This is a genomic window from Streptomyces fragilis (genome assembly GCF_003112515.1).
GTDB classification, from domain to species: Bacteria; Actinomycetota; Actinomycetes; order Streptomycetales; family Streptomycetaceae; genus Streptomyces; species Streptomyces fragilis.
In genome coordinates this window covers 334410-348291 of sequence record NZ_BEVZ01000004.1, presented here as the reverse complement: position 1 = coordinate 348291, position 13882 = coordinate 334410, and the positions used below count along the sequence as shown (strand labels likewise).

The 13882-nt window shown below is 73.5% G+C and carries 13 protein-coding genes; 7 read left to right on the top strand and 6 right to left on the bottom strand.

Going from position 1 to position 13882, the window contains the following annotated elements; translation table 11 throughout:
* Nucleotides 1-330: 330 nt before the first annotated feature.
* From Sfr03f_RS14730 to Sfr03f_RS14720, 3 genes are all read right to left on the bottom strand, one after another.
* The gene (locus tag Sfr03f_RS14730; protein ID WP_108954353.1) at nt 331-2160 is read right to left on the bottom strand and encodes a glycoside hydrolase family 18 chitinase; all 1830 of its coding nucleotides are present in this window, start codon (nt 2158-2160) and stop codon (nt 331-333) included.
* A 173-nt stretch (nt 2161-2333) separates the two neighbouring features.
* Entirely contained in the window at nt 2334-2990 is a 657-nt protein-coding gene (locus Sfr03f_RS14725) for a response regulator (RefSeq protein ID WP_108954352.1), read from the bottom strand.
* Nucleotides 2991-2994: 4 nt separating this feature from the next.
* Nucleotides 2995-4197, bottom strand: coding sequence for a sensor histidine kinase (locus tag Sfr03f_RS14720; RefSeq protein ID WP_108954351.1), 1203 nt, complete (start codon nt 4195-4197; stop codon nt 2995-2997).
* Between the two features lie 165 nt (nt 4198-4362).
* On the opposite strand from Sfr03f_RS14720, the gene Sfr03f_RS14715 reads away from it, so the two are divergent.
* Nucleotides 4363-4992 (top strand): hypothetical protein, encoded by a 630-nt coding sequence (locus tag Sfr03f_RS14715; protein WP_108954350.1) that lies wholly within the window; start codon nt 4363-4365, stop codon nt 4990-4992.
* On the opposite strand, the gene Sfr03f_RS14710 is transcribed toward Sfr03f_RS14715, so the two are convergent.
* Nucleotides 4909-5481 carry a cob(I)yrinic acid a,c-diamide adenosyltransferase gene (locus Sfr03f_RS14710; RefSeq protein WP_108954349.1) on the bottom strand — a complete coding sequence of 191 codons (573 nt, stop codon included), beginning with the start codon at nt 5479-5481 and terminating at the stop codon, nt 4909-4911. The genes Sfr03f_RS14715 and Sfr03f_RS14710 overlap by 84 nt on opposite strands.
* Before the next feature lie 144 nt (nt 5482-5625).
* On the opposite strand from Sfr03f_RS14710, the gene Sfr03f_RS14705 reads away from it, so the two are divergent.
* From Sfr03f_RS14705 to Sfr03f_RS14695, 3 genes are all read left to right on the top strand, one after another.
* Entirely contained in the window at nt 5626-6474 is an 849-nt protein-coding gene (locus Sfr03f_RS14705; protein ID WP_108954348.1) for a 3-hydroxyacyl-CoA dehydrogenase family protein, read from the top strand.
* A gap of 180 nt (nt 6475-6654) precedes the next feature.
* Complete coding sequence (locus tag Sfr03f_RS14700; protein WP_108954347.1) at nt 6655-6978, top strand: STAS domain-containing protein; 324 nt, start codon at nt 6655-6657, stop codon at nt 6976-6978.
* Between the two features lie 270 nt (nt 6979-7248).
* Nucleotides 7249-9819 carry an AAA family ATPase gene (locus Sfr03f_RS14695; RefSeq protein ID WP_108954346.1) on the top strand — a complete coding sequence of 857 codons (2571 nt, stop codon included), beginning with the start codon at nt 7249-7251 and terminating at the stop codon, nt 9817-9819.
* 202 nt (nt 9820-10021) lie between these two features.
* Here Sfr03f_RS14695 and nucS read toward each other — a convergent pair whose 3' ends face one another.
* Nucleotides 10022-10693: an endonuclease NucS gene (gene nucS, locus Sfr03f_RS14690; protein WP_170145087.1), complete on the bottom strand. Its 672-nt coding sequence runs from the start codon at nt 10691-10693 to the stop codon at nt 10022-10024.
* 255 nt (nt 10694-10948) lie between these two features.
* On the opposite strand from nucS, the gene Sfr03f_RS14685 reads away from it, so the two are divergent.
* On the top strand, nt 10949-11338 hold the full coding sequence (locus Sfr03f_RS14685) for an SCO5389 family protein (RefSeq protein ID WP_108954344.1): 390 nt from the start codon (nt 10949-10951) through the stop codon (nt 11336-11338).
* 69 nt (nt 11339-11407) lie between these two features.
* Here the strand turns inward: Sfr03f_RS14685 and Sfr03f_RS14680 are convergent, their stop codons facing one another.
* Entirely contained in the window at nt 11408-12436 is a 1029-nt protein-coding gene (locus Sfr03f_RS14680) for an LLM class flavin-dependent oxidoreductase (RefSeq protein WP_108954985.1), read from the bottom strand.
* 254 nt (nt 12437-12690) lie between these two features.
* Here Sfr03f_RS14680 and Sfr03f_RS14675 point away from each other — a divergent pair, with 254 nt between their 5' ends.
* Both Sfr03f_RS14675 and Sfr03f_RS14670 read left to right on the top strand, forming a co-directional pair.
* Nucleotides 12691-13041, top strand: a complete 351-nt coding sequence (locus Sfr03f_RS14675) for an Rv1322 family protein (protein ID WP_108954343.1) — start codon at nt 12691-12693, stop codon at nt 13039-13041.
* Nucleotides 13042-13302: 261 nt separating this feature from the next.
* Nucleotides 13303-13839, top strand: a complete 537-nt coding sequence (locus tag Sfr03f_RS14670; RefSeq protein WP_108954342.1) for an AMIN-like domain-containing (lipo)protein — start codon at nt 13303-13305, stop codon at nt 13837-13839.
* Nucleotides 13840-13882 lie beyond the last annotated feature (43 nt).

The window sequence follows — 13882 nt, the reverse complement described above, 5'->3', positions numbered from 1 at the left end:
GCTCCCCCTGCGGGCAACCTGCCGCACCTCCCTGCGGGCGGCTGCGCCGCCCAGGGGGCGATGGGGGTCCCCTGCTCGAGCGGGGCCGAGAGCTTGGGGGAGGGCGGGCGCAGCCCAGCCCCCGCGGCGAGTGGCTCGCCCCACCGTGCACAGGCCGACGGCGCCGCACACACGGCCCGCGCGACCGGCGTGAACCGTGGGGGAGCGCGCCGCCGTGGGGACGGCCACGTGTGTTGCGTGGGGGCGTGAGCCGTGGGGCGCGGTGGCGGGGAACGCGGAAGCGGGGGCGGCCGGTGGGCCGCCCCCGCTTCGTGGTGCTGTGACGCGGTACTACAGGTTGCTGGAGATGGCGCTCACCAGCTCGCCGTTCGCGGTGTCACCGCTGAACTCCCAGAAGAACGCGCCGCCCAGGCCCTGGGACTTGGCCCAGGACATCTTGCCGGCGATGGTCGACGGGGTGTCGTAGGACCACCACTGCGTGCCGCAGTGCGCGTAGGCGGTGCCGGCGATGGTGCCGGTGACCGGGCAGGAGTTCTTGAGGACCTTGTAGTCCTCGATGCCCGCCTCGTACGTGCCGGGCGCCGCGCCGGTCGCCGTGCCGCCGGGGGCGGACTGGGTGACGCCGGTCCAGCCGCGGCCGTAGAAGCCGATGCCGAGCAGCAGCTTCGCGGACGGCACGCCCTTCGCCTTCAGCTTCGCGATCGCGTCGGCGGAGTTGAAGCCCGCGGTCGGGATGCCGGAGTACGAGGTGAGCGGGGAGTGCGGGGCGGTCGGACCGGTGTTGGCCCAGGCGCCGAAGTAGTCGTACGTCATCACGTTGTACCAGTTGAGGTACTGCGCGGCGCCGCCGTAGTCGGCCGCGTCGATCTTGCCGCCGCTGGAGCCGTCGGCGGTGATCGCCGCGGTGACCAGGTAGTTTTGGCCGAACTCGGTGCGCAGCGCGGAGACCAGGTTCTTGAACGCGGCCGGGCCGGAGGTGTCGCAGGTCAGGCCGCAGGCGTTCGGGTACTCCCAGTCGATGTCGATGCCGTCGAAGACGTCGGCCCAGCGCGGGTCCTCCACGACGGACTTGCAGGACTTGGCGAACGCCGCCGGGTTCTGCGCGGCCTGGGCGAAGCCGCCGGAGTAGGTCCAGCCGCCGAAGGAGTAGAGGACCTTGATGTGCGGGTACTTCGCCTTCAGCTTGCGCAGCTGGTTGAAGTTGCCGCGCAGCGGCTGGTCCCAGGTGTCGGCGACGCCGTCGACCGACTGGTCCGCGGTGTAGGCCTTGTCGGTGGCGGCGAAGGAGTCGTCGAGGACGCACTGCCCGTTCTTGACGTTGCCGAACGAGTAGTTGATGTGCGTGATCTTCGAGGCCGAGCCGGAGGTCACCAGGTTCTTGACGTGGTAGTTGCGGCCGTAGATGCCCCACTCGGTGAAGTAGCCGAGCTTGACCTTGTCGCCGGGCGGCGGGTCGGTGGGCGTGGTGGAGCCGCCGGTGGTGCGCACCGCGGTGGAACCGCTGACCGGACCGGTCTGGTCGGCGGTGTCACGGGCCAGGACGGCGTAGGAGTAGTCCGTGCCGGCGGTCAGGCCGGAGTCGGTGTACGAGGTGCTGGTGACCGTGGCCACCTTCACGCCGCCGCGCAGGACGTCGTAGTTCTTGATGCCCTTGTCGTCGGTGGCCGCGGTCCAGGCCAGCTTGACCGAGGTGTCGGTGATGTCGGAGGCGGTCGGCTTGCCCGGGGCGGACGGGGCGCTGTCGCCGGGCACCGAGGGCCCGCCGTCGCAGGAGCCGCCGTTGAGCGTACAGCCGGTCGGGGAGCCGGTGCCGGAGCCGTTGAAGCCGAAGGATATGGAGGCGCCCGGGGCGAGGGAGCCGTTCCAGCCCAGGTTCTTGGCGGTCCAGTGGTTGCCGGAGTTGGTGACGGTGGCGTCCCAGGCGGAGGTCACCTTGGTGCCGGTGGGGAAGTCCCACTCGACGGTCCAGGAGGAGAGAGCGGTGGTGCCGGTGTTCTTGACCGTCCACTTGCCTTCGAAGCCGGAGCCCCAGTCCTGCGTCTTGGCGTAGGTGGCGGTGGCCGAGGTGGCCGCCTGGGCGGGCGTGGCCAGCCCGACGAGTCCGGCGAGGGGAAGGACGAGCGTGGCGACTGCCGCCGTCACGCGCTGTCTGAAGCGCATCTGCGCCTCCTCGGGGTGAGGGTGAGGGGGGTGCTACGGCTCCGAGCCACTTGACGAGGCCATGACGCCGAGCGGTGCGGTCAGACTAGAAAGGTCTGGACCACCGGTCAATAGGTCTGGACCAATGCAGCCTTCTTGAGTAAACCCCGGCCCCCGACCAGGGCGTCCCCGCCTCAGCGCAGACCCAACTCCTGGGCGAGGACCGCCGCTTGGAGTCGGCTGCGCAGTTCCAGCTTGGCGAGCAGGCGGCTGACGTGCGACTTCACCGTGGCCTCCGCCATCTCCAGGCGTGCGGCGATCTCGGCGTTGGACAGCCCCTCGCCGAGGCAGTGGAGCACCTCCCGCTCACGGGGCGTCAGGGACTGCACCGCCTCCGCCCGGGGGTCCGTGACACGCGGCGGCCGGCCCTCCCCCTGGGCGGCGAAGGCCGCGATGAGCCGCCGGGTGACGGCCGGGGCGATCAGTCCCTCGCCGCGCGCCACCGTCCGCACCGCCTCCAGCAGTTCGGCCGCCTCCGCGCTCTTCAGCAGGAAACCGGCCGCGCCCGCGCGCAGGGTGCCGAAGACGTACTCGTCGAGGTCGAAGGTGGTCAGCACCAGCACGTCGGCGAGGCGCTCCGCGGTGATCCGCCGGGTGACGCCCACGCCGTCGAGCAGCGGCATCCGCACGTCGGTCAGCACGACGTCCGGCCGCAGCTCGCGGGCCAGCTCCACCGCCCGCTCCCCGTCCGCGGCCTCGCCGACCACCTCGACGTCCGGCGCGCTGCGCAGGATCAGCACCAGTCCGGCCCGCACGGCCGACTGGTCCTCGGCGACCACCACCCGGATCATGACGTCACCCTTCCCCGTCCGGTACCGGCAGAACCGCCCGCACCACCCATCCGCCGCCCTGGGGCCCGGCCTCGAACGTGCCGCCCACCAGCAGCGCCCGTTCCCGCATCCCGGTCAGCCCGGCCCCCGCCCCCGGAACCCGGGCAGGCCGGCCGCCGGGCGCGGTGAGGGCGCTGGTGACCGCCACGCGCAGGGCGCCGCCGTCCCGCTCCACGGCGACAGTGACCGGACCGGGCCCGGCGTGCTTGAGGACGTTGGTCAGCGACTCCTGCACGATCCGGTAGGCGGCCAGCTCCACCGGCGACGGCAGCCGCGCCCCGCCCTCCTGCGCGTCGTCACCCGCCCCGGGGCGCAGCCGCAGCCGCACCGTCACCGGGAAGCCCGCCGCCCGCACCCCCTCGGCCAGCGGCGCGACGCCCTCCAGGGTGGGCGCCGCCGACGGCTCCAGGTCCTCGCCCCCGGCCCGCAGCAGGCCGATCATGCGGCGCATCTCGGTCAGCGCGGCCACGCTGTTCTCCCGGATCACGCCCAGCGCCTCGCGGGAGGTGTCCGCGTCGTCCAGTGACAGCGCCGCCGTCGAGTGCACCGCCACGGCCGACAGGTGGCCGGCGATCACGTCGTGCAACTCCCGTGCCATCCGCGTGCGTTCCGCGTTGACCGCCTGGGCGCGGTCCAGCTCCGCCAGGCGGGCGGTCTGCTCCGCCTCCCGCCGTGCGGCCCGCGCCGCGTCCCGGTGGTGGCGCACCAGGGCACCGGTGGCGGCCGGGCCGAACACGGCCAGGCCCACCCCCAGGCCGAGCATCAGCGAGTAGGCGTCCCGCCAGGTGAGGACGCCCCAGGCGATCGCCGCCAGGGTGAGGCCCCCGGTGACCACCGGCAGGCGGCGGGCCAGCCGGGCGCTGCCGTAGACGGCCGCCGCGTACAGCAGGTCGGTGAAGAGCAGCAGCGTCACCAGACTGCCGGTGGTGAACTGGTCGGCCACCAGGGCCACCGTGCCGGCCGCCAGGGCCGCGCGCGGACGGACCCGGCGCAGCGGTTCCAGCGCCGACATCACCGCCAGCGGGACCAGCACCCACCAGGACGGCGTCTGACGGGCCGGGTACGTCTCGAGGCCGACCGCCCACAGCAGCAGGCCCAGCGCCAGGCCGGCGAGGGCCGTCGCGACGTCGAACGGGCGCGGGCGCCGCGCGGAGCCGTCGGGGGTCATGGCCCCATCCAACACGCCTGCGCCGCCCGGCACATCGGACCGGCGCACACCCACCGCGAGGTGCGACTGCGACGAAGGATGCAGGCCGATCTCGTCGCCGCGGTCGATGCGGCCCCACGGGGGCGGGGGAGAGGGTGGAGGGGAGGACGGAACGGAGGGACCGACGTGATCCTGGCCCTGATCATCGCCTGCGAGGTCGGCTTCTGGGTGCTGCTCGCCGCAGGGCTGGCCGTGCGGTACCTGCTGCGCCGGCGAAGGCTGAGCACCGCCCTGCTGCTGTGCGAACCACTGCTGGAGGTGGTCCTGTTCGTGGTGACCGTCGTCGACCTGCGCGGCGGGGCCGAACCCGACTGGCAGCACGGCCTGGCCGCCCTCTACGTCGGCTTCACCGTCGCCTACGGGCACTACACGATCACCTGGCTCGACGGCCACGCCGCGCACCGCCTGGCCGGCGCCCCGCGCCCGCCGGGGCCCCCGCGGTACGGCATGGCGCGCGCCGCGCACGAGGGCCGGCTCTGGCTGCGCACGGTGCTCGCCGCCGCCGTGGCCGCCGCCCTGCTCCAGGGCGGCATCCGGTACGTCGGCGACAGCGGCGACGCGTCCTCGCTGCGGTCCTTCCAGGAAGTGGCGCTGCGGGCGGTCCTCATCCACGGACTGATCGCCCTCAGCTACACCCTCTTCCCCAAGCGCCCCAAGGGCGCGCCCGAGACGTCAGCGCTCCCCGCCGGGGACCCACAGCACGTCACCGGTGGACAGGTTCGCGACCCGCGCCAGGATGAACAGCAGGTCCGATAGCCGGTTCAGGTACGTGGCGGTCAGCGGGTTCATCGTCTCCCCGTGCGCCTCCATCGCCGCCCAGGTCTGCCGCTCGGCCCGGCGCACCACCGTGCACGCCTGGTGGAGCAGCGCCGCGCCGGGCGTGCCGCCGGGGAGGATGAACGAACGGAGCTTCTCCAGGCGGTCGTTGAAGCGGTCGCAGTCCTCCTCCAGCCGGTCGACGTAGAACTGCTCGACCCGCAGCGGCGGGTACTCGGGGTTCTCCACGACCGGAGTCGACAGGTCGGCGCCCACGTCGAAGAGGTCGTTCTGGACGCGGGTGAGGACCGCGACGACGTCCTCCTCCAGCCCGCCCAGGGCGATGGCCGTGCCGATGACGGCGTTGGCCTCGTTGGCGTCGGCGTAGGCGGAGATGCGGAGGTCCGTCTTGGGGACCCGGCTCATGTCGCCGAGGTTGGTGGTGCCCTTGTCCCCGGTACGGGTGTAGATGCGCGTCAGATTGACCATGCGCACAGCCTAGGCAACGCGGGGCCCGGCAACGCCACGGGTGTGATGTCCGTCAAAGGTGACGTGACGCGCATTACTTAGCGGTCACGAGTGTCCCGTCGGGCGCTAATGTCCGATCCGAAGACACGAGAACAGGGAGTGGCAGTGGCAGGAAAGCTCGCCGTCATCGGGGCCGGCCTCATGGGTTCCGGCATTGCCCAGGTCTCCGCGCAGGCGGGTTGGGACGTCGTCCTGCGCGACGTCACCGACCAGGCGCTGGAGCGGGGTCTGGACGGCATCAAGGCCTCGTACGACAAGTTCGTGAGCAAGGGCAAGCTCGACGCCGCCGACGCCGAGGCCGCGCTGGCCCGGATCACGCCCACCACCGACCTGGACGCCGTCGCCGACGCGGACATCGTGGTCGAGGCGGTCTTCGAGAAGATCGAAATCAAGCACGAGATCTTCCGGGCGCTGGACAAGATCGTCCGTGAGGACGCGGTGCTCGCCTCCAACACCTCCGCCATCCCGATCACCAAGATCGCCGCGGTGACGGAGCGCCCCGAGCGGGTGGTGGGCGCGCACTTCTTCTCGCCGGTGCCGATGATGCAGCTGTGCGAGCTGGTCCGCGGCTACAAGACCAGCGACGAGACCCTCGCCCGCACGCGGGAGTTCGCCGAGTCGGTGGGCAAGACCTGCATCGTGGTCAACCGCGACGTGGCGGGCTTCGTCACCACCCGGCTGATCTCGGCGCTGGTCGTCGAGGCCGCCAAGCTCTACGAGTCGGGCGTCGCCAGCGCCGAGGACATCGACATCGCCTGCAAGCTGGGCTTCGGTCACGCGATGGGCCCGCTGGCCACCGCCGACCTCACCGGCGTCGACATCCTGCTGCACGCCACCGGCAACATCTACACCGAGTCGCAGGACGAGAAGTTCGCCCCGCCGGAGCTGATGCGCCGAATGGTGGACGCCGGTGACATCGGCCGCAAGAGCGGGCAGGGCTTCTACAAGCACTGATCGCGTGACGATCACGGGCCCGGCCCGTACACCGGTGCCGAGATCACCCTCCGCTTCACTCGCGAGGGTGATTTCGGTATCGGTTCGCTTACAGACGGCAACTTCTGTCCCCAACAAGGCGTCAGAAGTGGCATCACCGTATGCACACGGTGGTACAAGACGCATTCCCGGGGAGCACTTATGTTCATCAGGGGCGACCACGCCGAGCTGGTCGTCGGGGGCCGCCTCGACGTCCGCAGCGCGGCGGACGCCCGTACGGTCCTGCACTCCGCCGTCGACGACGGCGTGGGCGACCTGGTCCTGGACCTCTCGGAGCTCCACTCCTGGGACGCGACGGGACTGGGCGTGATCATGGGCGTGCACCGGCGGGCCGGCCGGGCCGGACGCCGTCTGGTGCTGCGCGGCGTGCCGGCGCAGATGCAGCGGCTGCTGGTCGCCACCCGGCTGCACCGCATCCTCGCCATCGAGGGCGGCCTCGCCGCCGACAGCCTGCCGCGGGTCTGACGGCCCGGCAGCCCCTCGCACCGCCGGACCGCTCGCGGGCCCCACCCGTGGCGCGGCGGTCTGTCGCCCACCGCGAATCCACATCAGACTGTGACGTCGCGGACGGCGCCGCACCCCGGCTGTTCGGCAATACTGGCCGAGGTTTAAGGTTCGGTCGCCCACCGACCCGACATCAGACATTCCCTACGGCGGCCCGGACCAGAGGCGAGCGCGCGGTGTGCGGCACGGCCGGGAGGGGCTCGGCACACGACGCTTTGGGGGCTTAGGACCATGGACCCGAACAGCCGGCGGCCACAGGAGCGCGGCCACGGGGGGAGCGGCCGTCCGTCGCGCCCGCGTCCGCCCCGCGACGCGCTGACGCCCGACTTCGGCCAGCACGCGCCGTCGGTGCGCCGCACCACCGAGATCTTCGTCGACGACCTCCTGCTGACCGTCAACCCCGTCGACGGCAGCGAGATCGAGCTCTGCCCGCCCGAGCGGACCCCCGGGCGGCCGTCGAGGATCACCGCCGAGCAGCGCGCCGAGACCGACCGGGCCGCGGCCCGCGCCGCCGCGGCCCTCGCCGACGTGAGCGCCGCCGCGGGCGCCGGCCTGCCCGCGCTGCCGCTGCTCGAACGGCAGGAGGAGCGCGAGGAGATCGTGCGGCTGCTCGCCCGCGGCCGCTCCGCCCGCCTGGTCGGCCCGTCCGGCTCCGGCCGCAGCCGGTTCCTCGACGTCGTCGCCGACGACTGCGCCGACCTCGCCCCCGACGGCGTGATCCGCCTCAGCGGACTCGGCCGCGACGCCGGTGAACTCCTCGACGACCTCTTCCGCGCCGCCTACGACGCCCCGCGCCGCCGCCCCGCCGAGGACGAACTGCGCGCACTGCTCGCCGAGGTGGGCGCCGTGGTCGTCATCGACGACATCACCTTCGGCGGCGCCGACCTCGCCCGGCTGCTCGACGCCACCCCCGAGTGCGCCTTCCTGATATCGGCGACCCCCGAGGTCCCCGAACCCCCCGCCGAGGCGCTGATGGAGACGGTCACCCTGACCGGCCTCAGCCGCTCCGCCGGACTCCAGCTGCTCGGCCACGCCGCCGGGCGCACCCTCACCGACGAGGAGACCACCTGGGCGGGCGACCTCTGGTTCGAGTCGGAGGGCCTGCCGCTGCGGTTCGTCCAGGCCGGCGCGCTGCTGCGGCAGCGGGACCGGCTGCGCGCCGCCACCGACGCCGTCGACGAGGTGGGCGTCTTCGAGGACGCGGTACCCGTCCCCGACGCCGAACTCCCCTTCGACACCCGCGAGGAGGCCGCCCCGCTGCCCTCGCTGGCCGAGGGCGCCGCGCCCGCCCCGCTGCTCGCCTCCCGACTGTCCCCCTCCGCGCGCGACGCGCTGCGGTTCGCGGTGGCGCTCGGCGGCGAACTCCCGCACTCCGCGCACTGGCCCGCCCTGGTGGGCGACACCCACGCCGACGGAGCGCTCGCCGAACTCCTCGGCTGCGCCCTGGTCTCGGCGGCCGGCGACCGCCACCGGCTCGCCGCCGGAGTGCTGGCCCAGCTGGCGGCCGCCGGATACCAGGAGGGCGCCGAGGAGCGGATCCGCACCGCCGCCGAGCACTACGCCTGGTGGACCGGACACCAGTCGGTCACCGCCGACCGGGTGCGCTCCGAGGCCCACGCGGTGCTCGCGGCGCTGACCGCGCTCCCGCCGTCCGCCCACGAACTGGTACTGCGGCTGGCCCGCAACGCCGCCCCCGCCTTCGCCGCCGGGCTCGCCTGGACGGCCTGGGAGCAGACCCTGCGCAGTGGCTCCGAGGCGGCCCGACTGGCCGGCGAGCCCGCCGACCAGGGCTACTTCCACCACGAACTGGGCGTGCTGGCACTCTGTCAGGGCCGCTACGACCAGGCGCGCACCGAACTCGACGCGGCCGTCGCGCTGCGGACCACCGCCTCCGACAAGCGCGGTCAGCTCGCCGGGCGCCGCGCGCTGACCCTGGTCGCCGACCGCACCGGCGACCTGCCCGGCGTGGACGCCGTCGCCGGCGGCCCCGGCGCGGGCGCACCGGTCCCGGCCACGGCCCAGGGCAGCGCCGCACTCGCCGCCCTCACGGCGTTCGAGGCGTTCGGCCCCGGCCCGGGGGACGGCCCCCAGGAGACGGCCCTCCAGGACAAGGACGACGCCGCGCGCCGCGGCTCGACCGTGTTCGCCGGCGACGCCCCCGTCACCCGCCGCCTCGAGCCCGTGGCCAAGGGGCGCGGCCTGGTGGGCGGCGCGCGCAGGAACCTGGTCGCGGCCGGCGCCGGCGCGCTGCTGGTCGCCGTACTGGGCACCGTGGTGACGCTGGGCGCGACCGGCGGGGACCAGGACCCGCCGACCGAGGGCACCGGACCCAACCCGACCGCCAGCCAGGGCTACGGCGACGAGCTCGACGCCGACGAGGCCGCCGGCACCAGTGACAGCGGCGACACGGGCGACGCCACCAGCCGCCCCACCGACCCCGGTCCCGACGGCGTGCCCGGCACGCCCGACGACCCGGCGACCCCCACCGCGGGCCCCGGCGCAACGGCGGACGAGGACGAGCCGGACGAGGAGGAGCCGACCCGGGGCAGCACCGCCAAGCCGACGAAGAAGCCCACCAGCAAGCCGCCGGCCACGCCCGACGACCCGACGGAGGGGCCCACCGGGGACCCGACCGAGGATCCGACGGAGGAGCCGACGGAGGAGCCCACCGAGGAGCCGCCGCCGGTGGACCCGCCGGCCGACCCCGACGAGAGCGTCTCCGCCGGCGCCCCGCAGCCCGGTGAGCCCACCGTCACCATGTCCGCGCCCGGCGAGCCCGAGGTGACCCCGAGCGTGGCCTGACGGCTGACGGCTGACGCTGACGGCCCGGCGGCCCGCCCGGTCGCACGGCACCGGGCCCGCGACGCGAACCGCCCCCAGGGACAGGGTCCTTGGGGGCGGTTCGGCCGTACGGGCGGTGCGGCGCGGGTCCGGGCCGAGCGGCCTCGTGGCGTGTGCCGGGGCGGCGCTGCGGCGTGGCCGCGGCGGTGGACGAACGCGGCGCTCAGAACAGGCGGAGCTTGTCGTCCTCGATGCCGCGCAGACCGTCGTAGTCGAGGACCTGGCAGGCGATGCCCCGGTCCGTCGCCAGCACCCGGGCCTGCGGCTTGATCTCCTGCGCGGCGAACACGCCCCGCACCGGCGCGAGCAACGGGTCGCGGTTCAGCAGCTCCAGATAGCGCGTCAGCTGCTCGACGCCGTCGATCTCCCCGCGCCGCTTGATCTCCACGGCCACCGTCCGCCCCTCGGCGTCCCGGCAGAGGATGTCGACCGGGCCGATCGCCGTCATGTACTCGCGGCGGATCAGCGTGTACCCCTCGCCCAGGGTCTCGATGCGGTCGGCGAGCAGCTCCTGCAGGTGAGCCTCCACACCGTCCTTGATCAGGCCCGGGTCCACGCCCAGTTCGTGCGAGGAGTCGTGGAGGATCTCCTCCATCGTGATGATCAGCTTCTCGCCGCCCTTGTTGATCACCGTCCAGACGCCGGCCTCGTCCCCCGTGCCCTCCTTGAGGGTGCACGGCGGCGACATCCAGTTCAGCGGCTTGTAGGCGCGGTCGTCCGCGTGGATCGAGACGCTTCCGTCCGCCTTGACCAGGATCAGGCGGGGAGCGGACGGCAGATGAGCGGTGAGGCGCCCCGCGTAGTCGACGGAGCAGCGGGCGATGACAAGACGCATGGTCGGCAACGCTACTCGACCCACGGTGGTCCACGCGATTCGCCCTCACGGCGCCGTGTTCGGTTCTGGCTGATTGTGTGCGGAACGCGACGATGCGAATCCGGTCAAGTACGCCGTCTCCTGGTGCGCGGCGCGTCGGCGTGCCTACCGTAGTGAACGGGCGGTCGTGACGCGGGTACGGAGCGTGTCCGCGGTCCGCGACGTCCCTTCCCGTCCGGCAACCCCCTTCGCCGAGGGGGTGCGAGAGGAGTACTCATGTCGCTCGACGTCTCACCGGCCCTGCTCGAACAGGCCGAGCGAGGCGAGGTCGACGAAGCGGCTTTCGTCGACTGCGTCCGGACCTCCCTGCCCTACGCGTGGGAGATGATCAGCTCCCTGGTGGCCCAGCTCAAGGTGGACGGCGGACCGTTCGCCGACAACCAGACGCCGCCGCCGGACGAGCAGGCACGGGGTCAGCTCCTGCGCGCGCTCGCCAGCGACGCGATACGGGGGGCCCTGCAGCGCCACTTCGGTGTGCGCCTCGCGTTCCAGAACTGCCACCGCGTCGCCGTGTTCCCGCTGGACGGGAGCGACGAGCGGCTGGCCCGCTTCACGTCCGTGCGCGCCCAGTTGCTCAACCAGTCCCCCGACCTGCGGGACTGCTGACACCGTGCGGCACGGTCCGCCGTTCCGGCGAGGACAGGCACGCCCTCGCCGGGGCGCCGGACCGGCCCCTCACACCAGGTGCGGCAGCACCTCGCCGCCGAGCCGCCGCAGGTTCTCCTCGGTGGCCGCGAGGTCGCCCGACCCCTCCGTGAGCAGCGCGAAGCGCCGGATCCCGGTGACCTCCGCCGTGGCGGCGAGGCGGTCGGCGCACCACCGGGGCGTGCCCACCGGGTGCAGCCCGCAGAGCATCTCGGTGTACGCGTACGGATCGCGCATCGCCCGCACCCGGCCGTCCACCGTCACGTGGGCGGCAAGGCCCTGTTTCAGCCAACCCGGCATGGCCTTGAGCAGCGTCTCCCTGGCCTCCTGCGGACGGTCGGCGATCTGGCAGACGCCGGCCGAGACGTGGGCGGCGGAGCGGATCTCCTCCTCCGGCCGCCCCGCGGCCCGCGCGTGCTCCTGCCAGGCGCGCACCATCGCGGCCTTCTCCTCGTCCCCGACGTGCATCCCCAGCAGCATCGGCAGCCCGCGCCGGCCGGCCATGCGCACCGTCGACGGGGAGGTGCACGCGACCACGACCTCCGGGCCGGCGCCGCCCTCCAGCGCCTCGGACGCCCTGGGCACCACGGGCACCTCGCGGAAGCGGAAACGGCCGGAGTCACCCGCCACCGTGGGCTCCCGCAGCCAGCGCAGCAGCAGGTCGAGGGAGTCGGGGAGCCCCTCCTCGTACGCTTCCAGGCCCGCGCCGAAGACCTCCAGGTCCACCCAGGGGCCGCCCCGGCCCACGCCCAGCGAGAAGCGCCCGCCGGAGGTGATGTGCAGCATCGCGGCCTGCTCGCCGAGGGCGACCGGATGCGCGGTGGGCAGCACGCTCACCGCCGTCCCGACCCGCAGCCGCCGGGTGCGGCCGAGCAGGGTCGCGGCCAGGGTCACCGCCGAGGGACACACCCCGTACGGCACGAAATGGTGCTCGGCCAGCCACACCTGGGCGAGCCCCGCCTCCTCGGCGACCTCCGCGGAACGGACCGCGCGGTGCAGCGCCTCGGCGTGACCCTGGCCCGGGAACTGGGCGGCGACGACAAAACTTCCGACGTGCATGGACACTTCCTGCTTTCCTGGCTCCCGATCCGGAGCTCCCCCACGCGGCATAACCGCCTGACACGTGCCTAGGTCACGGCCGGGCCCAGGAATCTGCGGATTGTCTGCAGAATGCGTCGCCCATGGGCGACGAGTGGCGGGGAGACGCCGGTGTCCGGTCGGGCCGCGCACCTTCCGGCGGCCTGCCCGGAGCCCTCCGCCGGGCCGCGTAGGCTTGTGCCGATCCCCGCCCGCCCGTCCTCGTGAGGTGAACCGTGTCCCCGCGCCGCAACCGACCCAAGGGCCCCGCCGGAGGGAACGGACGCGGCGGCCCCTTCGCCGGTGACGACGACGAGGGCTCGGGGCGCTACGGCGGCTGGCAGTCCTCGGAGAGCTGGCGGGGCGAGGACTGGAGCGTGCGGCACGTCGCCGGCGCGAGCGCGGCCGGGAAGACCTACCGCTGCCCGGGCTGCGACCAGCTGATCCCCTCCGGCATGCCGCACGTGGTGGCCTGGCCCGCGCACACCGGCGTCGACGACCGCCGCCACTGGCACAAGGCCTGCTGGAACGCCAGGGACCGCCGGTCGACGAGCAACCGGCGGTCCCGTAACGCGCCGCGGTACTGAGGGGCGGCCCCCGCTACCGCGCCGTCCGTCCGAGGATCCTCCGGGCGCAAAGCCGGGCGAACGCCCGACGGGCGTTCGGCCTCCGGTGGCGGCCGGGCGGGCCTCGTCCCGTGGTGAACGGCGAGATCAGGCCAGGGGAGGGTCTATTCGGTACGCCGGCCGGATCCCCGGCGGTACGGTCTGGTCCGGCGGCGGCCAGGGGGTCGCCTGCTGGCATGTACGCAACATAAAGCTCGGCGAGTCCTCACGAGGGGAAACCTGGTGCGTTTCACGCGAACTGCACGACTTCTGGCGTCCGCGGCGGCCCTGGCCGCATCGGCCCTGTGCCTCACCACGCCGCAGGCCGTCGCCGCTCCGGCCGGATCCGCCGCCGTCTCCGCCACGGCGAACTGCATGGACACCTGCGTCCTGGGCGTCCGCGCCGCCACCCACTCCGACCACGACCGGCTGGTGATCGACCTCGGTGCGGGGCCGATCCCGCAGTGGTCGGCCGGTGTGCAGGTCGGGGGCAACCTGACCATGGGCGAGGGCGCGGTCATGCCCATCCAGGGCGACGAGTACCTGAAGCTCTACCTGCACCGGGCCACCACGTTCGACTTCACCACCAGCACGCCGGTGTACACCAGCCCGCTGTACCAGACCTACGCCTTCCCCAGCCTCAAGGGGCAGGGGCAGTTCCAGTACGTGGACTCGTCGGTCCGTGAGTTCCACATGGGGCTCGCGTTGGGCGACTACTCGTCCTACAAGGTGTTCGCGCTGACGGCGCCCAACCGCATCGTGGTCGACGTCTACCACTGAGCCGTCGGGCCGGGCGACCGGGGCGCCGTGCTCGTCGTCGCCG